This is a genomic window from Loktanella fryxellensis (assembly GCF_900110065.1).
In the GTDB taxonomy this organism is placed as follows: domain Bacteria; phylum Pseudomonadota; class Alphaproteobacteria; order Rhodobacterales; family Rhodobacteraceae; genus Loktanella; species Loktanella fryxellensis.
The window spans coordinates 28,082-45,869 of record NZ_FOCI01000016.1; the positions used below are offsets into that span (position 1 = coordinate 28,082).

14 protein-coding genes and 1 riboswitch are annotated in these 17,788 nt (G+C 67.1%); of the genes, 4 read left to right on the forward strand and 10 right to left on the reverse strand.

Annotated features, from left to right (window positions below; all coding sequences use genetic code 11):
• Positions 1 to 65: 65 nt before the first annotated feature.
• From BMX16_RS12300 to BMX16_RS12320, 5 genes are all read right to left on the reverse strand, one after another.
• On the reverse strand, positions 66 to 740 hold the full coding sequence (locus tag BMX16_RS12300; protein WP_089903959.1) for a cell wall hydrolase: 675 nt from the start codon (positions 738 to 740) through the stop codon (positions 66 to 68).
• A gap of 145 nt (positions 741 to 885) precedes the next feature.
• Entirely contained in the window at positions 886 to 3,414 is a 2,529-nt protein-coding gene (locus tag BMX16_RS12305; protein WP_089904068.1) for a putative PEP-binding protein, read from the reverse strand.
• A gap of 144 nt (positions 3,415 to 3,558) precedes the next feature.
• The gene (gene glyS / locus BMX16_RS12310; protein WP_089903962.1) at positions 3,559 to 5,835 is read right to left on the reverse strand and encodes a glycine--tRNA ligase subunit beta; all 2,277 of its coding nucleotides are present in this window, start codon (positions 5,833 to 5,835) and stop codon (positions 3,559 to 3,561) included.
• Positions 5,835 to 6,362: a DUF6446 family protein gene (locus BMX16_RS12315; protein ID WP_177174653.1), complete on the reverse strand. Its 528-nt coding sequence runs from the start codon at positions 6,360 to 6,362 to the stop codon at positions 5,835 to 5,837. Before BMX16_RS12315 ends, glyS begins: the two co-directional genes overlap by 1 nt.
• Positions 6,359 to 7,279, reverse strand: a complete 921-nt coding sequence (locus BMX16_RS12320; RefSeq protein WP_089903965.1) for a glycine--tRNA ligase subunit alpha — start codon at positions 7,277 to 7,279, stop codon at positions 6,359 to 6,361. Before BMX16_RS12320 ends, BMX16_RS12315 begins: the two co-directional genes overlap by 4 nt.
• Positions 7,280 to 7,447: 168 nt before the next feature.
• Between BMX16_RS12320 and BMX16_RS12325 the strand changes: the two genes are divergently transcribed.
• On the forward strand, positions 7,448 to 9,292 hold the full coding sequence (locus BMX16_RS12325) for a trypsin-like peptidase domain-containing protein (RefSeq protein ID WP_089903968.1): 1,845 nt from the start codon (positions 7,448 to 7,450) through the stop codon (positions 9,290 to 9,292).
• Positions 9,293 to 9,295: 3 nt separating this feature from the next.
• On the opposite strand, the gene BMX16_RS12330 is transcribed toward BMX16_RS12325, so the two are convergent.
• From BMX16_RS12330 to ftsY, 5 genes are all read right to left on the reverse strand, one after another.
• Entirely contained in the window at positions 9,296 to 10,744 is a 1,449-nt protein-coding gene (locus BMX16_RS12330; protein WP_089903973.1) for a TrkH family potassium uptake protein, read from the reverse strand.
• A 215-nt stretch (positions 10,745 to 10,959) separates the two neighbouring features.
• Positions 10,960 to 12,063, reverse strand: coding sequence for a GTP cyclohydrolase FolE2 (gene folE2, locus BMX16_RS12335; protein ID WP_089903976.1), 1,104 nt, complete (start codon positions 12,061 to 12,063; stop codon positions 10,960 to 10,962).
• 127 nt (positions 12,064 to 12,190) lie between these two features.
• Positions 12,191 to 13,366 (reverse strand): O-succinylhomoserine sulfhydrylase, encoded by a 1,176-nt coding sequence (gene metZ, locus BMX16_RS12340; RefSeq protein WP_089903979.1) that lies wholly within the window; start codon positions 13,364 to 13,366, stop codon positions 12,191 to 12,193.
• A 50-nt stretch (positions 13,367 to 13,416) separates the two neighbouring features.
• A riboswitch (SAM riboswitch) is annotated at positions 13,417 to 13,494 on the reverse strand.
• 35 nt (positions 13,495 to 13,529) lie between these two features.
• Complete coding sequence (locus BMX16_RS12345; RefSeq protein ID WP_089903984.1) at positions 13,530 to 14,141, reverse strand: inner membrane-spanning protein YciB; 612 nt, start codon at positions 14,139 to 14,141, stop codon at positions 13,530 to 13,532.
• Between the two features lie 45 nt (positions 14,142 to 14,186).
• On the reverse strand, positions 14,187 to 15,221 hold the full coding sequence (ftsY, locus tag BMX16_RS12350; RefSeq protein WP_089903987.1) for a signal recognition particle-docking protein FtsY: 1,035 nt from the start codon (positions 15,219 to 15,221) through the stop codon (positions 14,187 to 14,189).
• Positions 15,222 to 15,327: 106 nt separating this feature from the next.
• Here ftsY and BMX16_RS12355 point away from each other — a divergent pair, with 106 nt between their 5' ends.
• The 3 genes from BMX16_RS12355 (at position 15,328) to BMX16_RS12365 (ending at position 17,788) form a co-directional block, all read left to right on the forward strand.
• A complete protein-coding gene (locus tag BMX16_RS12355) occupies positions 15,328 to 16,209 on the forward strand; it encodes a lytic transglycosylase domain-containing protein (protein ID WP_089903989.1) in 882 nt (293 codons plus the stop codon).
• Between the two features lie 164 nt (positions 16,210 to 16,373).
• A complete protein-coding gene (locus tag BMX16_RS12360) occupies positions 16,374 to 17,411 on the forward strand; it encodes an alkane 1-monooxygenase (protein WP_089903992.1) in 1,038 nt (345 codons plus the stop codon).
• Positions 17,408 to 17,788, forward strand: coding sequence for a hypothetical protein (locus BMX16_RS12365; RefSeq protein ID WP_089903995.1), 381 nt, complete (start codon positions 17,408 to 17,410; stop codon positions 17,786 to 17,788). Before BMX16_RS12360 ends, BMX16_RS12365 begins: the two co-directional genes overlap by 4 nt.

The window sequence follows — 17,788 nt, forward strand, 5'->3', positions numbered from 1 at the left end:
GATGCTGCGATGGCACCGCCATAACCGCAGCCCCGCCGCCCTGCAAGGCGCCCGCCGAACAGCGATCAGTTCGACGCGGTGCGCGTCGGCTGCTTGTAGAACAGGTGCGCACCGATGCTGGCGGTGCGCGGAAAGCGGTTCGCCCACGACGGGTGCACGGCGCGCGTGTGGTAATGCGTGGCCCCCTGCGTCAGGATGCGCGGCACGCCGTCCATCAGCAGCTTGGCAACCTTGGACACGCGGGCGAACGCGGTGCGGTTGCCGATGGCGTCGGAATTGCTGTCACAGGTCCACGTGAACTGGCAGGCGTATTGCCGCCCCGTCCCCTGATGCACCACACCACACACGGTGCCCGGATAGTCCGGGCTGTCGACGCGATTGAGGATAACCTCGCCCACGGCGAACACGCCCTGCACCGATTCGCCGCGCGCCTCGAAATACAGCGCCTCTGCCAGACATTCGAGGTCGGCACTCACCGCAGGCACGCTCATGCTGGACACGTAGGCCTCGGTGATCACTGCGTCGGTGTCGGTGGGCGCCGTGTTGCGCCGTGCGTCCTGCGGCATGGCCGTCAATGCGGACAGGCGGGTGTCGGAAACGATCCCCAGTGCCTGACGTTCCTGCCCGAGGACTGCGCCCAGTCGGGCGGCCAGTGCGCTGTCGGCCGACGCCTGCGTGGCGGAACCGAGGGTGGCGAGGCAGGCGGTGACGGTCAACGCGTGACGCAGGGCATGGTTCATCTGGCGGGCCTTGAGTGTCGCACGGCAAGCCCCGCGCAGGCAGGGGGTGCATAACCAATGCGTCAACCGAGGTCCACCCGAGGGGGTCGGCACGAAGCTGCCAGCGCGGCCCAGCCCTGTCGATTGGCCGCTTTACGCTGTCATCTCAGACCTTTGGCGGTGCGGCGGGTGGCTGGGCACCCACCGGTAAGCGCGCCTCCAGCGCCAGCTGGGCGGCGGAAAGCCGCGCAAGGGGCACCCGGAATGGCGAGCACGACACGTAATCGAATCCCTGCGTGCGACAGAATCCGATGGCCGCCCGCGTGCCGCCGTGTTCGCCACAGATCGACACGACCACGTCGGGCCGCCCTGCGCGTCCCCGCGCCGCACCGATCGCCAGAAGCTCGCCCACCCCCTCCAGATCGAGGGTGTGGAACGGGTCCTCGGCATAGACGCCCTGCTGGACATAGGTGGACATGAAACGCCCGGCATCGTCGCGCGACAGCCCGTAGGTCATCTGCGTCAGATCGTTCGTGCCGAACGACAGGAAGGCCGCGTGCTTCACCAGATCCTCGGCCCGCAGCGCGGCGCGGGGCGTCTCTACCATCACGCCGAGCTTGAAGGCGAAGGCCGTCCCCGTCTCGCGCTGGACGGCCAAGGCCACCGCATCGACGCGGGCCTTGATGATCTCGACCTCGCGCGCGGCACTGATAAGGGGGATCATGATCTCGGGCTGCACCGCCAGACCGCGCGCCACCACGTCAGCCACCGCCTCGAAGATGGCGCGGGCCTGCATTTCATAGATCTCGGGGATGGCGATGCCCTGACGCACGCCGCGCATGCCCAGCATGGGGTTGTATTCCGACAGCGCCTGCACCCGTTCGGTCACGTCCGTCACGGGCATGGCTAGCTGTTCCGCCAGATCGCGCTGTCCCGCGCGGTCATAGGGCAGGAATTCATGCAGCGGCATGTCGAACAGCCGGATGCAGACGGGCCGCCCGTCCATGATCGCGAACAGGTCGGCGAAATCGGCCCGCTGCATGGGCAGCAGCCGGTCCAGCACCGCCCGCCGGTCGTCGGCGGTTTCGGCAAAGATCATCTCGCGCATGACACCCAGCCGATCGCCCTGAAAGAACATGTGTTCCGTCCGGCACAGCCCGATGCCTTCGGCGGCGAAATTGCTGGCGGTCTGCGCGTCCGCCGGCGTGTCCGCATTGGCGCGCACGCCGATGTCGCGAAAATCGTCGGCCCACGCCAGCAGCGTCTGGAACGCATCGTCCAGCACCGCCTCCAGCATGGCAGGCGCACCCGCAAGCACTGCGCCCGTCGTGCCGTCGACGGTGATCGTGTCGCCCACCGCGAACCGCCGCCCGCCGGGGGCCACGATCACGCCGCGCTTGCGGTCGATGGTCAGGTCGGACGCCCCCACCACGCAGGGCAGCCCAAGGCCGCGCCCGATCACCGCCGCGTGGCTGGTGATGCCGCCGCGCATGGTCAGCACCGCCTGAGCGGCGTGCATGCCACGGATATCCTCCGGCGTCGTTTCGCGCCGCACCAATACGCAGGCCTCGCCGCGCGCCGCACTCGCCTGCGCCTCGCTTGCGGTCAGCACGATGCGGCCGGTGGCGGCACCGGGGCTGGCGGCGATGCCGCGCACGATCACATCGCGGGGCTCTGCCGGGTCGATCTGGCGGTGCAGCATTTCCGACAGGGCGTTGGGCGGCACGCGCATCACCGCCTCTTCGCGCGGGATGATGCCGTCGGTGGCCAGCGCCACGGCGATCTGGACCTGCGCGCGACTGGACCGTTGCACGCGCACGGCGTCGAGGATGTGCAGCACGCCGCTTTCCAGCGTGAATTCGATCTGCATTTCCTCGCGCAGGCGCGACCGGGCGGTCCAGCCGTATTCCAGCAGTTGCGCAAAGATGTCGGGGCACAGATCCTCGAGCGCGGGACCGCGCCCGTCCTGCGTCAGATAGATCGCGCCCGTCTTGTCGTTCAGAGCGTCGCGGCCCTGCGACTGTGACAGATAGCGGCCGACCACGCGCGGCTGGCCGGTCTGCGCATCGACGAACTGGATCACGCCGGATCCGCTTTCGCCCATGCCCACACCCAGCGCCAGTTCCTGCACCACCAGCCCCAGCCCCGCATCGCGCGGCGCGCCCTTGGCCTCTCGCAGCAGGCGGGCAGAGGTGCCGTCCCACGCCCGGGCCATTGATCGCAGCACCTCGGCCAGTTGCACCTGCACATCCTGCGGAAAGCGCTGCTCGGCCTCCTGTTCGTACATGTCGAGGGCGGCATGCAACGCATGGGCGCCGGTCAGGTTGGGAAAATCGAACGCATCGGGGTCCAGACGGGCCACATGAACGGCATAGGATTGCACGAATCGAAGGTAGAGGGCGGTCGCCGCCGCCTCGCCCACGCGCATGCTCAGACTGCGGTGGACCGCGTCGGTCATGCCGATGTTCAGGATCGCCCCCGGCCCGCCCCAGTCCGGGTCCTGCGAGGACGGGCGCACCGACAGCAACGGGGCATCCCCGAACGGGGCCAGCAACGCGCCCATATCGGGCAACTGCCCCTTGGCGCAGCGCAGCACCGCGTCAAAGGACAGCGCCAGCGTGGTAGGCACGGGCATGCCCAGCCGCACGAGGCGCTGCAGGCATTTCGCGCGCCCGCCATGCACGGCGGGCGACATGGGGGCGGTGGGCGTGATGAGGGTCACATCGGGGATGTCGGGGTCGTGCTGCACTGCGGCAATCCTTGGCTTCGCGTCACCATAGGACTGCCGCGGGCGGCCTGTAAAGCGCGCCGGACAGGCAATGTGTCATGACCGAAGGTGTCAGCCCTCGATCCGTGTCAGGTCGGCCACCGACAGGCAGATTGTGCGGATCCGCGACAGCAGATTCAGTCGGTTGCGCCGCAGGATCTGGCTGTCCGCATTCACCTGCACGGCGGTGAAGAACGCGTCGATCGGCCCCCGCAGCGCGGCCATGGCGGCCATCGCGGCACCGAAATCCTCACTCCGCATCGCTGGCGCGATCTGCTCTTCGGCAGCGTCGAGGGCGGCGAACAGGTCCTTCTCCTCGGGCGCCTCGGCGAACTTCAACTCGGCACCATAGGAGTATTCGACGCCGTCCTTCGCCTCGGCCTGCGTGAGGATGTTGTTGGCCCGCTTGAAGCCCTGCAGCAGGTTGATCCCGTCGTCGGTCTGCAAGGTCGCCTGCAAGGCACGGGCGCGTTTCACCAGCAGGGTCAGGTCGTCGTTGCCGGGCATGGCGATGCAGGCGTCGATCACGTCGTGCCGGATGCCCTGATCCTTGAGATAGACCTTGAGGCGGTCATGGAAGAAGGAGAGGAGGTCGTTGGCGATAGCTTCCTTGTTTCGAATACGTTCTGGACGGTAACCATTATCACCTATTGTCGGTTGCAAGGTCACATCACCAGCCACCACAAATGATTTCACCTCATCAGAAGTCATCTTAACATACTGAGAGTCATAAACATTGTAGGCCCCCAACATCCAATTCTCGTCCCCATCGCTTTCTCCAAGCAAGATGCTTCCTAGCCCTGCTTCGACAGTCGATATGATCGTATTGATGTATTGGTCTTCTAGAATTGATTTGATCTTCAAGGTCAGATCATTCTCCAACACCAGCCGGATCACCCCCAGTGCGGCGCGGCGCAGCGCGAAGGGGTCCTTCGACCCCGTGGGCTTCTCGTCAATGGCCCAGAAGCCGGTCAGCGTATCGAGCTTGTCGGCCAGCGCCACGGCGACGCTGACGGGGGCCACAGGCACCGCGTCGGACGGGCCCATCGGCTTCCAGTGTTCCTCGGCGGCCGCAGCCACCTCTGGCGCGCGGCCCGCAGCGGCGGCGTAGTAGCGGCCCATCAGGCCCTGCAGTTCGGGGAACTCGCCCACCATCTCGGACCGCAGGTCGGCCTTGGCGATCTGGGCGGCCTCGAACGCCTGATCGGGGTCTGCACCCACACTCGGCGCAATCTCTCGCGCCAATGCGGCAATCCGGTCGATCCGGTCGCGCTGCGACCCCAGCTTGTTGTGGAACGTCACCGCCGACAGACCGTCCAGCCACGGCTGCATGCCCGCCTGCGCCACGGCAAGGTCGTTGTCGTAGAAGAACTGCGCATCCGACAGGCGTGCGGACAGCACGCGCTGGTTGCCGGTCAGGATCGTCTCGCCGCCGTCCGCCGCCTCTATGTTGGCCACGGTGACGAAGCGTTCGATGCGGCCCGACTTGGGGTTGCGCACGGAAAAGAACTTCTGATGCGCCCGCATGGAGGTTTGCAGCACCTCCGGCGGCAGAGCCAGAAAGCGGTCGTCGATCCGGCCCGTCAGGACCACGGGCCATTCGACCAGCCCCGCCACCTCGGCCAGCAGGGCGCGGTCTTCGACGACTTCCAGCCCGGTGGCAAAGGCCTGCGACGTGGCCTCGGCCCAGATCGCATCGGCCCGCGCTTCGGGGCGCAGCATGACGCGGGCGCGCATCAGCTTCGCCTCGTAATCCTCGAAGGACGTGAGAGAAAATGCATCGGGCGCCATGAAGCGGTGGCCGCGCGTGACGTTGCCCGACGTGATGTGATCGACGGTGACGGGCACCACCTCTGCCCCGTCGTCGCCCGTCAGGATGCACAGGATCGCCTGCAGCGGGCGCACCCAGCGCAAGCTGCCATTGCCCCAGCGCATCGACTTGGGCCACGGGAAGGTGCGGATCGTGCGTTCCAGCACTTCGGCCACGATGTCGGCAGCCTCGCGCCCCGGCTTGTCGATGACGGCGACGTAGAACGCGCCCTTCTTGTCCTCGCGGCTTTCCAACTGCTCCACCGTCAGCCCGGTGGACCGCAGGAAGCCGTCCAGCGCCTGTGCCGGTGCGCCGACCTTGGGGCCCTTGCGCTCTTCGCGCACGGGGCGGCTGCGGTCGGTCAACCCTTCCAGATGCAGGGTCAGGCGGCATGGCGTGGCAAAGGCCGCGGCAGAGGCATAGGTCAGACCCGCCTCGACCAGACCGTCCGTCACCAGCGTCTTCAGGTCGGCGCTGGCCTGCGCTTGCATCCGGGCGGGGATTTCTTCGGAGAAGAGCTCAATCAGCAGGTCGGGCATCAGCGCGTGCTTTCGGGTGGGGGTGGGCAGCCTTCGGGGGCGGGATTGCCGTCGAAGACGACCTCGCCGCAGGCGTTGATCTCGTGCCAGGCAAAGGCGCGGCCATCGGGATAGACCGCCACGATGCGGTCGATGCCATATTGCACGTCGCCCTGCCCCAGAAACGCGATCGCGGTGCCGGATTGCAGATCTGCGCCGATCTGTCCCGCGTCGAAGCAGTCGAACCAGCCGGGGCCCACGCGCGGTTCTGCGCCGTCCGCGATCACGTAGGTTTCCGTCAGCATCGCAAGGCTGGCGGGCATGGTATAGCACGCGCGGTAGCGCAGCGGGCTGCTGTCGCTGTTGATGCCCTGATAGCCCTCGAACGCCACGGGCTCCGCCGTGCCGGTGGTCAGTGACACCATCTGCACGTTCGCGTCCGCCACGGGCACTTCGGCGTAATAGGCATAGACCTGCAGGTAATACAGGGCGACGCCTGCGATCACGGCAATCAGCACGATGGCACCTATCCAGAGTTTCGCGATCATGCGGCGGCACCGCCTGCAGGGGTCTGCACAAAGGCATCGGCGCAGGCCTTGGCCAATGTCCGCACCCGCCCGATATAGGCCTGCCGTTCGGTCACGGAAATCACGCCGCGCGCGTCCAGCAGGTTGAACAGGTGGCTGGCCTTGATGGCCTGGTCATAGGCCGGATGCGCCATGCGGATGGTCCGCCCCGTGCGCGGGTCGGTCGCGTCCTGTGCGAGGATGCGGGCGCACTCCGCCTCTGCATCCTCGAAATGCCGCAGCAGCGTGGTCGTATCCGCCACGTCGAAATTCCAGCGCGCATATTCCTGTTCGGTCTGCAGGAAGATGTCGCCATAGGTCAGCGGAATCGGCGCACCCGGCGCGTTGAACGGCATGTCCATGACGTGATCGACGCCAAGGACATACATCGCCAGCCGCTCCAACCCATAGGTCAATTCGCCCGATACGGGCGCGCAGTCGTGGCCGCCGATCTGCTGGAAATAGGTGAACTGAGACACTTCCATGCCGTCGCACCAGACCTCCCACCCCAGACCCCAGGCACCCAGTGTCGGGCTTTCCCAGTCATCCTCGACAAAGCGAATGTCGTGCACCGCAGCGTCGATGCCGATGGCGGCGAGGCTGCCCAGATACAGGTCCTGCATGTCGGGCGGGCTGGGTTTGATGATGACCTGATACTGGTAGTAATGCTGAAGGCGGTTCGGATTTTCGCCGTAACGCCCGTCGGTCGGGCGGCGCGACGGCTGGACATAGGCGGCAGCCCACGGCCGAGAGCCGAGCGCGCGCAGGGTGGTGGCGGGGTGGAACGTGCCTGCCCCCACCTCCATGTCGTAGGGTTGCAGCACGGCGCAGCCTTGCGCCGCCCAATAGGTCTGAAGCGCCAGGATGATGTCCTGGAAACACGTCGGTCGGTCGGCCATGTCGCCCCCTTGTCAATACGCGTGATCCATAGGGGGTGCGTTGCACAGGGTCAATCGTGCCACAGCCGATTGAATCCCGTCCCGACACGCGGTTTTGTGCTGCACGGATGGGCCAGACGTGCCAGACCGCGCGCGGGCGACGGGCCGGTTTTAAAGGGTTGGGATGCGATGAAGCGGTGTGCGGTCTGGATCGTGGCGGCGGCCTTTGGCGCGGTGGCACAGGGTGCCATCGCCCAGTCCGCAAACGTGGGTGGCATCGTCGCCGACGCCCCCGTGACCGGCACCTGGATCCAGCTGGAGGCGCAGCCGACATTGACCGCCGCCGAGACCCGCGTGCGGGTCTATGCGGGACAGGCGGATGCGACCACGGCCGCGACCATCGCGGGCTTCTCCGTGGGGCCGACATGGTATGCGGTGGTCAGCGGTCCCTATGCCGACCGCGCAGCGGCGCAGGACGGGCTGCGCGCCCTGCGCGCGCAGGGCCTTGCGCCGTCCGACGCCTTTCTGACCAATGGCGACAGCTTTAGCCGTCGGTTCTGGCCTGTGGCCGGGGCCACGGTTGCAACCGCCCCGGCGGTTACGATCACCACACCCCCCGCCACTGCGCCGGACACAGCGCGACCCGGCGATCCTGCAGCCGCCCCCGACGCGGCCCCGCAGATCGTCGTCACGATACCATCCCCGGCACCGGAGGAGTCGCTGCAGGACGCCCGCGTTTCCGAACAGGCCCTGACCCAGGAGCAGAAGGAACAGTTGCAGACCGCCCTCGGGGATGCAGGCTTCTATGACGCGACCGTGGACGGTGCCTTCGGTCGCGGGACCCGTGCGGCGATGGAGGCGTGGCAACTCGCCAACGGCTTTTCCCCCACCGGCGTGCTGACCACAACGCAGCGCAAGCGGCTGGTGGACGCCTACAACGCCGTGCTGGCGGGCCTCGATCTGCAACGGGTGCGCGACAGTGCCGCGGGGGTGGAGGTTCTGATCCCCACGGCCGTCGTCACCTTTGCGGGCTACGAGCCGCCCTTCGCCCGGTTCGGCCCGGCGGGCGACCTGCCCGCGCAGGTGCTGCTGATCAGCCAGACCGGCGACGCCAACCGTCTGGCCGGCCTGTACGAAATCCTGCAGACCCTCGACATCTTTCCCGCCGATGGTCCGCGCGCGCGCACCGAGACGGGATTCGAGATCGCGGGCACCGGCAGCGACCTGCAATCCTATGCGACCGCGACGCTGACTGGTGACACGATCAAGGGCTTTGCCCTGATCTGGCCCGCAGGCGACGCCGCCCGGTTCGAGCGTTTGCGCAGCGAGATGGCCGCGAGCTTTACCGCGACCGACGGCGTGCTGGACCCCGCCCTGACGGCACCGGGCACGGATCAGGCCATCGACCTGATCGCCGGGCTAGAGATCCGGACACCCAAGACCACCCGCAGCGGGTTCTACATCGACGACCGGGGCCGCGTGCTGACCGACGCGACCGGCGTGGCGGACTGCGAGGACATCACCATCGACGGCACCCACACAGCGACCGCGACGCTGGTCTACGCAGCACTCGGCCTTGCGGTGCTGACCCCGCAGGACGCGCTGTCACCGCTGGCGGTGGCCGCGTTCCAGACACAGGTGCCGCGCCTGCAGACCGAAGTGGCGGTGGCGGGCTATCCCTATGGCGGGGTGCTGGCACGACCGGCGCTGACCTTTGGCCGCCTTGCGGACGTGCGCGGGCTCGACGGCGACGACGGGGTCAAGCGGGTCGCCCTGCGCGCCGCCCCCGGCGATGCGGGCGGGCCGGTCTATGACAACAGCGGTGCGGTGCTGGGGATGCTGCTGCCCCGCGCGACGGGCGGCGACCAGGTGCTGCCGGACGATGTTGCGTTCCTGCGCAGCGGCGACGCGATCGTGGCCGCCCTGACGGGGGCGGGCATCGCGCCGCAGACGACCGACACGCTGACCTTCATGCCGCCAGAGGCGCTGACCCGCCGCGCCGCCGACACCACCGTGCTGGTCAGCTGCTGGTAACCCTCAGCTGCGCCAGAACCGGCCCGTGAAGATCACCAGCACGACCATGATCTCCAGCCGGCCGACCCACATGGCGATCGACAGCAGCCACGTCGCCGTGTCGTTGATGCCCGCAAAATTGCCCGCAGGCCCGATCTGCGCGCCCAGACCCGGCCCCACGTTCGCCAACGCCGTCGCCGCCCCCGACACGGAGGTGATGAAGTCGAGCCCCGTCAGCCCCAGCAGGACCGAGAACAGGCCCAGCAGCAGCACGAAAGCCACGAAGAACGCCATGACGGAGTTCAGCACGTCCGGTCCGACGGGCCGCCCGTCGTAGCGCGGCACGAAGACGCCGTGCGGCGCGTGGATCTGACGGACCTGCGCCTTGATCGCGGCGAAGAGCAGTTGATAGCGGAATACCTTGATCGAACAACTCGTCGATCCGGCGCAGCCGCCGATCAGCCCGATGAAGAAGAACATGACGACCGGGAACGTACCCCACTGCATGTAGTCTGCACTGGCGAACCCGGTGCCGGAGATGATCGAGACGACGTTGAACAGCGCCTCGCGGAACGCGACCTCGCTCACCTGCCCTTCCAGACCCCAGAGCCATGCGGTCATCAGCAGCGTGATGATCGCGATGATCCACAAAAACACCCGCACCTGCGTGTCGCGCAGCAGCGGGGTGGAGGTGCCTGCCAGCAACTGCACGTAGCGCACGAACGGCAAGGCCGCGAGGATCATGAACAGTACGGCGGCGTAATGGATCGGCCCCGAATATCCGCCGAACGAGCTGTCGAGGTTGGCCATCCCGCCGGTCGAGACGGTGGACATCGCATGGCACAGCGCATCGAAGATCGGCATGCCGAGCGCGTTGTAGATCATCATGCAGGCGACGGTCAGCGCCACGTAGATGCCGGAAATCTGGCTGGCGATCTGACCCGCGCGGGGTAGGATCTTGCCCATCGTGTCGAACGCCTCCGACCGGAAGATCTGCATGCCGCCGACCCGCAGTTCCGGCAGGAATGCCATGGCCACCACGATGATCCCGATGCCGCCCAGCCATTGCAGCGTCGCGCGCCACAGCTTGATGCCCGCAGGCAGCGCCTCCAGCCCGCCAAAGACCGAGGCACCGGTGGTGGTGACGGCGGACATTGCCTCGAAATAGGCATCCGTCAGGCTGGCGTTGGTGGCCCCGATCATGAACGGGATCGCGCCGAAGAACGGCAGGACGAACCAGATGCCGGAGGTCAGCAGGAACGTCTGCCGCAGGGTCAGACCGGCGCTGACGCCATTGGCGCAGGACAAAGCCATCAGGCCACCGACGAGCGCGGTCACGATGGCCGCCTGCAGGAAGACCGGCGCATGACCGTTGTCGGCCACCAGATCGGCCATGGCCGCCGGCAGCATCGTCACCCCGAGGGCGGCAATGAGCAGGCCGATCACATATCCGACGGGGCGCAGGTCGATCATCGCACCGGGGTGCTATGCGCGTGCGGGGCTGTCAAGGCGCGGAGCGCATCGGGGCCGCGGTGTGGGCTGAAGCTGTGGCTGGGCCGATGCGGCAGCATTATCTGGTAAGGGCCGTCACGGGGGCCAGCCCCCGGACCCCCGGGATATTTCCAACCAGAAGAAGGGCTGGACGGGTTATGATCTGATGCGGCGGGGTGCGAACCCCGCCGCAGCAGTCAGCCGACGTGGAACAGCGACGCGAAGAGGCGCGGGTCGAGCGATTGCGCGGCGAAGGTCGGCCCTTCGGTCAGCACCGACACGGCGTCGTGGCTGTGCAGGCTTTCCTGATGGCTGGCGATCACGCGGAAGTCGCCGATCCGGGGGTCGAGCTGCAGCTGTTCCGTGAACAGGCGCGCCGCATCCTCGACGAAGATCGGGTTGGCGGCGTTGAGTTCGGCGAACGCCTGCTCGTCCTCGCGTTTCACCATGACCTGCGTTTCAGTCGGCACCGCCGCGCGGGCCATGTCGATCAGGTCCTCGAACCACGTCACCGGCTGGCCGGGTTCCAGTGCCACCGAGATGCGCGCCACCGACCGCTGCGAATGCGGCGTGGCGAGCTGGCCGCGGAACTGGCGGGCGTGTTCCGACAGTTCCAGCGAACACGGGCAGGTGCTGGAATAGACGTAGTCGAGGTGCACGATCTTGCGGCGCACACCGCCCTGTTCCACCAGTTCCAGCGCGATATCGTAATATTGGTAACCCTGCAGGCCGGACCGCAGGCTTTGCACCTTCATCGGAAAGCTGAAGCGCATCTGGATGCGGGCGTCGAAGCTGTCGAGGTCGGTCTTGTAGGCATCCAGCGCGCGTTCGATCACGTCGAAGCTGAACGTTTCCTCGGCATGGGCGTAGAATGTCCGCATGATGCGGGACATGTTGATGCCCTTCTTCTCAGCCTCCAGCGACACGGTGCCTGTGACGCTGGTTTCCAGCGTCAGGTCACCGTTGTCGCGGGTGTGGAACCGGATCGGCAGCCGGAAGTTGGAAATCCCGACGTGCTGGATCTGTTGCTGCGCGCCGCGGATCAGGCTGCTGGGGCCGTTCTGCAGATCGGGCATGGATGCCTTGTAGGCCGCATCGACGGCGAAATCCTCGGGGTAGGCGCGTGCGAGTGCGGGATAGTCGGGGACGGCCCGACCGGGGATCAGACGACCCACCAGCGGGTCGAGCGTGGTGATCTCGTCTGCTGTGGCCGTATCGGCCCAACGCCGCAACAGGCTCAGCGCGGCTTCGGCTTCGGCCCGGCTGGGATGCCGGTCCATGTCACGAGAATGGTGGTTCATGGCGATAGCCCCCTCAGGCAGTTCCGAAGGTGGTAGATGGGGTGCGGCCACCGGGTTTCAATTCCACTGACATGGATCAACAAAATGTCGCACCCCACAGCACGGCCTGCTGCGGCGTGCGTCGCGATCACGCCTGATCGAGCGCCTGCTTGAGGTCCGCCAGCAGATCGTCCGCATCCTCCAGCCCGACCGACAGGCGGATGAGACCGGGGGTGATCCCCAGATGCGCCTTCTGATCCGCAGGCAGGCGCTGGTGCGTGGTCGAGGCGGGCGGCGTGGCAATGGATTTCGCATCGCCGAGGTTATTGGAGATCAGAAAGATCCCGAGCGCGTTGAGCATCCGGAACGACGCCTCCTGAGAGCCGGTGTCGATCGCCAACACGGTGCCGCCGACGCCCATCTGCGCCACGCAGAGGTCATGCTGCGGGTGGCTGGGCAGGCCCGGATAGATCACGCGCGTCAGCTTCGGGTGCCCCTCCAGCGCGCTTGCGATGTGCAACGCACTTGCCGCCTGCGCGCGCACGCGCAGGTCCATGTGTTCCAGCCCCTTGACCAGCATCCACGCGGTGAAGGGCGACATGCTGCCGCCGGTATGCTTCATGTAGGGTTCGACCGTGCCCCGGATGAATGCCTTGGACCCCAGGATCACGCCGGCCAGTGCCCGCCCCTGCCCGTCGATGTGCTTGGTCGCGGAATAGATCACCACGTCGGCACCCAGTTCGAACGCGCGCGAATAGACTGGCGTGGCGAACACGTTGTCCACCATCACGAGCGCCCCCTGCGCGTGCGCCAGCGCCGCGATGCCGGCGATGTCGGCCACCTCCAGCGCGGGGTTCGAGATGGACTCGAAGAACGCCACCTTCGTATCGGGGCGCAGCGCCGCGCGCCACTGGTCCAGATCGGTGCCGTCGACGAAGGTCACCTCGACGCCGTAGCGGGTCAGCACCTCCTCCAGCACGTAAAGACACGACCCGAAGAGCGCGCGTGCGCTGACCACGTGATCGCCGGCCTTCAGCACGGCCATCAGCGCGCCGGACACGGCGGCCATGCCCGAGGCGGTGGCGAAGGCATCCTCGGCCCCTTCGATGGCGGCGATGCGATCCTCGAACATGGCAGTCGTGGGGTTGCCGTAGCGGGCGTAGATGAACTCGTCAGGCCCCGCCTTGACGAAGCGGGCCTGCGCATCCTCGGCCGTGTCATAGACGAAGCCCTGCGTCAGGAAGATCGCCTCGGAGACTTCGTTGTACTGGCTGCGGCGGGTGCCGGCGTGCACGGCCTTGGTACGCTTGTTCCATGTCGTCATGGCGGTGTCCTTTCGGGACAAAGAAAAACCCCGATACCGCACGGGTATCGGGGCGTATCCCCGTCACCCTTTTAGCGGTTTGTTTAACGTGGCCCGCAATCCGGCATCAAAGCACCACGGATCGTGTCTAGGCGCAGGCGCGCCGTGCGTCAAGCGAGGCCCCTCAGGGCTGTGGCGCGTCGTCCTGTTCGATCATATGGGCGTTCAGCACGCCCATCTGGCTGACGAAGAACACCATCATCAGCACCGGAAATCCGAAGGTTTCGATCTTGACCCACAGGTCGGTCGATTGCGTGCGCCAGACCACCTCGTTCAGCAGCGCCATGAAGGCGAGGAACAGGGTTATCCGCCGGGTCAGGATCATCCAGCCGCTGCGCCGCATGGGCAGCACCTCGCCCATCACCCATTCCAGCCAAGACCGGCCCTGCAGCAACCCCAGCGCCAGCACCGCCGCCAGCGCGCCATAGACGATCGTGGTCTTCATCTTGAAGAACCGCTCGTCGTTGAAATAGGCGGTCAATCCGCCGAAGAAGATCACCATGAAGGCGGTGAAGACCTGAATCCGCGACAGTTGCCGGGTCAGCGCCCACAGGATGCCCATGGCTGCAAGCAGGATCGGCACGAACACCAGCGTGGCCACGATGAAGCCGGAATACTCCACCCCGCCAAGGATATAGGTGTTGTCCTTGATGCGGGTATAGACAATGAAGAACAGGATCGTCGGACCCAGTTCGAGGATCTGCTTCAGGATCGGATTGATGGTGCGTGCAGCCATGGACGGCCCTCCTCGTGACAATGCGGTACGGCGGCAGTTGGGGGTTCAGTCGCCCAATCCGACCAGCGCGCGGGCGAAATCCTCGGGATCGAAGGGGGCGAGGTCGTCGATCTGCTCGCCCACGCCGATGGCATGGATCGGCAGGCCGAACTTGTCCGCAAGCGCCACCAGCACGCCGCCCTTGGCGGTGCCGTCGAGCTTGGTCATCACAAGGCCAGAGACGTCGGCCAACTCCTGAAACACCTTGACCTGTTGCAGGGCGTTCTGCCCGGTCGTCGCGTCCAGCACCAGCAGCGTGTTGTGCGGCGCGTCCGGGTCCTTCTTGCGGATCACGCGGACGATCTTGGACAGCTCCTCCATCAGGTCGCTGCGATTCTGCAACCGCCCCGCGGTGTCGATCAAGAGCAGGTCCGCGCCGTCGGCCTGCGCGCGGGTCATTGCGTCCCACGCGAGGCTGGCCGGGTCGGACCCCTGCGCCGCCGTCATCACCGGCACACCGGCGCGGTCACCCCAGACCTGCAACTGTTCGACTGCCGCCGCGCGGAAAGTGTCACCGGCGGCGATCACAACGGACTTGCCTGCGGCGCGGAACTGGCTGGCGAGCTTGCCGATGGTCGTGGTCTTGCCCGATCCGTTCACGCCGACGACCAGCACCACCTGTGGCTTCTGATTGTATAGCGGCATGGGACGCGCGACCGGGTCCATGATCCGGGCCACTTCCGTCGCCAGCAACTGCTTGATCTCGTCCACCGACAACCGCTTGCCCAGTCGCCCCTCGACCATGTTGGCGGTCACGCGCAGGGCGGTCTCCACCCCCATGTCGGCGGCGATCAGCAACTCCTCCAGCTGTTCGACCATCGCATCGTCCAGCGTGCGGCGCGCGACCTCTGGCGTATCTGCGGCGAACATGCGGTTCAGGATCCCTGCGCGCGGCGCGGCCGTCGGGGGCGTGACGGGGGCCGGGTTCGGCGCGGGCACGACCGGCTGCGGTGCCGCCTCAGCCACGATGGCATCGAGACCTGCGTCCAGTTGCGACGACGACCGGAACATCCGGTCCTTCAGCTTCTTGAAAAATGCCATGTCGCCGTCCTGTATTCCGCGTCAACCCTAGCTAATCGCTGGCCCGCCCAAAGGAAAGGGCACGGGTGCTTGACGACGCCGCATCCCCTGCGCCAAAGCTGGCACCATGTGGCGCGCCCTTTGCCTGTTGGTCCTGACGATCCTGCCCGGTGCTGCGCGCGCCCAGGAGGGGACGTCGTGCAGCACCGGCACCCACGGCCCCGTCCAGTGCATCAGGCCCGCAGAGTTCGCCGTCGACACCTGTCAGGCGATCGCGGCTTTTGCCGCACACAACGCCATCGACCCGCATTTCTTTGCCCGGCTGATCTGGCAGGAAAGCCGGTTCGACCCCAACGCCCTGTCCCCCGCCAATGCCCGCGGCATCGCCCAGTTCATCGACGGCACAGCCGCCCTGCGCGGTCTGCGCGACAGCAACAACCCGGCGGAAGCGCTTGAATATGCGGCTGAATACCTTGGCGATCTGATCGACCGCTTCGGCAATCCGGGCCTTGCCGCCGTGGCCTACAACGGAGGAGAGGCGCGGGCGGCGGGCCTGATCGCCGGCACCGGCGGGCTGGCGCGGGAAACCATCGACTACGTGCGCATCATCACCGGCCTGCCCGCCGAGGTCTGGCGCGATGCCCCGCCCGACGCCCCCGATTTCCGCCTGCAGGGCGACATGGCGTTCCTGCCCGCCTGCCGCGACATGGCGGTGAACCGCAGCTACACCGCCTTTACCCCGCCACCGCCGGACTATGCCCCGTGGGGCGTGCAACTGGCCTACGGGCGCACGATGGAGGAGGCGCGGGCCGCCTTTGACCGCAGGGCCACGGCGTGCCGCGACACGCTCGCGGATCTGCCGCTCGACCTCATCTTCACCCGCAACCGGGTGTCGGGGCGGGCGGGCTTCTACATGGCGCGGGTGGGGGCCCAGACGTCGCGCGACGCCAACGGGCTGTGCAACGCGATCCGGGAGCAGGGCTGCACCTGCGCGGTCTATCGCAACTAGATCAGCGGCTTGCACATCGCAGGCTGTCGCATCCAGAAACCCCGCATCAGCAGGGCCGCCCAGCGGCCACGCGCACCTGTGACGAATGGTCGTGGGTCGGTAATTGGCCCTCAGCCTCACCGTGCAAGGTGTTAGATAGGTCGCGAATCGTCAGGTCGTCCGCCATGTTCAACGCCATCCTCTTCCCGCTCGTGACCCTTGCGCCACTGCCGCTGATTGCGCTGGCGGCGGTGCAGGGTGGCGCGTGGGTCGCCCTTGCGCTGGCCTGGATGACCCTGCTGACCTATCTGCTGGACCAGTTCGTGGCCATCGCCACCCCCACCGACGCCGACGCCGATCCGGAGATGGAGTTTCCGGCCGCCGATCTGCTGTGCACCGTACTGGCATTGGGGCATTTCGCCCTGTTGGCGCTGGTCGTGCTGTCGGTGGGCCGTGGGGGCCATGGGCTGGCGGCGGACGTGGGCGTGATCGTGGCCGCCGGGCTGTGGCTCGGTCAGGTCAGCAATTCGAACGCGCACGAGCTGATCCACCGCGGGGCACGTCCCCTGCACCGGCTGGGCAATTGGGTGTTCATTTCGCTGCTCTACGGTCACCACACCTCGGCCCATGTGCTGATCCATCACAGGCTGGTCGCGACCCCAGACGACCCCGCCACCGCGCGCGCCGGCGAAGGGTTCTATGGCTATGCCCTGCGCGCGTGGACCGGCGCCTTCCGTCAGGGTTATGCCGCCGAGGTCGCGCGACTGGCCCGGGTGGGTCGCAGCCCGTGGCACAACCCCTATGTCATCTACGTGGCCGGCGGCCTGGTGTTCTGCGCCGGGGCCGTCGCCATCGGCGGGGCGCGGGGACTGGCCGCCTACTTGGCGCTGGCGGCCTATGCGCAGGTGCAACTGCTGCTGTCGGATTACGTGCAGCATTACGGCCTGATGCGAAGGCTAGGGCCAGAGGGCAAGCCGGAGCCGGTCGGCCCGCGTCACAGCTGGAATGCGCCGCACTGGTTTTCCGCAGCACTGATGTTGAACGCCCCGCGCCATGCGGACCATCACGCCCATCCCGGTCGTCCGTTTCCCGCCCTGCGCGACGATCCCGCAGGGCCGATGCTGCCACGGTCGCTGCCCGCCATGGCAACCCTCGCGCTGGTCCCGCCCCTGTGGCGGCGCGTGATGGACCGCCGCCTGCGCCACTGGACGAGACCCGCGTGATCCGTGTGCTGGCCCTGATCCTGTGGGCGGCACCCGCGATGGCCGAACCGCTGGATGCTGCGGCGTTCGCGGCCTATGTCACGGGTCGCACGCTTGTGTTCGCCGCCCGGGACGGCAGCGTGGCCGGGGTCGAAGCCTATGGCCCCGACCGCAGCGTGACATGGTCGAGCGTCCCGGGGCAGTGCCAGCAGGGCCGCTGGTTCGCGCAGGGCGGCCAGATCTGCTTTGCCTACGACGGCGATCCACTGCCGAAATGCTGGGTCGTCAGCCGCACCGCCGGCGGCCTGCAGGCGGTCTCTACCGGCGGCACGATGCTGGTCGAGGCGCAGGAGGCCGATACGCCACTCGTTTGTCCCAGCCCGGACCTGCTGTCCTGA

Excerpts from the sequence above, each read along its gene's own strand:
- BMX16_RS12360 (WP_089903992.1), top strand. The coding sequence starts at position 16,374 with ATGTTCAACGCCATCCTCTTCCCGCTCGTGACCCTTGCGCCACTGCCG.
- BMX16_RS12355 (WP_089903989.1), top strand. The coding sequence starts at position 15,328 with ATGTGGCGCGCCCTTTGCCTGTTGGTCCTGACGATCCTGCCCGGTGCT.
- folE2 (WP_089903976.1), bottom strand. The coding sequence starts at position 12,063 with ATGAACCACCATTCTCGTGACATGGACCGGCATCCCAGCCGGGCCGAA.
- BMX16_RS12300 (WP_089903959.1), bottom strand. The coding sequence starts at position 740 with ATGAACCATGCCCTGCGTCACGCGTTGACCGTCACCGCCTGCCTCGCC.
- BMX16_RS12315 (WP_177174653.1), bottom strand. The coding sequence starts at position 6,362 with ATGATCGCGAAACTCTGGATAGGTGCCATCGTGCTGATTGCCGTGATC.
- ftsY (WP_089903987.1), bottom strand. The coding sequence starts at position 15,221 with ATGGCATTTTTCAAGAAGCTGAAGGACCGGATGTTCCGGTCGTCGTCG.
- BMX16_RS12330 (WP_089903973.1), bottom strand. The coding sequence starts at position 10,744 with ATGATCGACCTGCGCCCCGTCGGATATGTGATCGGCCTGCTCATTGCC.
- metZ (WP_089903979.1), bottom strand. The coding sequence starts at position 13,366 with ATGACGACATGGAACAAGCGTACCAAGGCCGTGCACGCCGGCACCCGC.
- BMX16_RS12345 (WP_089903984.1), bottom strand. The coding sequence starts at position 14,141 with ATGGCTGCACGCACCATCAATCCGATCCTGAAGCAGATCCTCGAACTG.
- BMX16_RS12320 (WP_089903965.1), bottom strand. The coding sequence starts at position 7,279 with ATGGCCGACCGACCGACGTGTTTCCAGGACATCATCCTGGCGCTTCAG.
- BMX16_RS12325 (WP_089903968.1), top strand. The coding sequence starts at position 7,448 with ATGAAGCGGTGTGCGGTCTGGATCGTGGCGGCGGCCTTTGGCGCGGTG.
- BMX16_RS12305 (WP_089904068.1), bottom strand. The coding sequence starts at position 3,414 with ATGTCGCCCGCCGTGCATGGCGGGCGCGCGAAATGCCTGCAGCGCCTC.
- glyS (WP_089903962.1), bottom strand. The coding sequence starts at position 5,835 with ATGCCCGACCTGCTGATTGAGCTCTTCTCCGAAGAAATCCCCGCCCGG.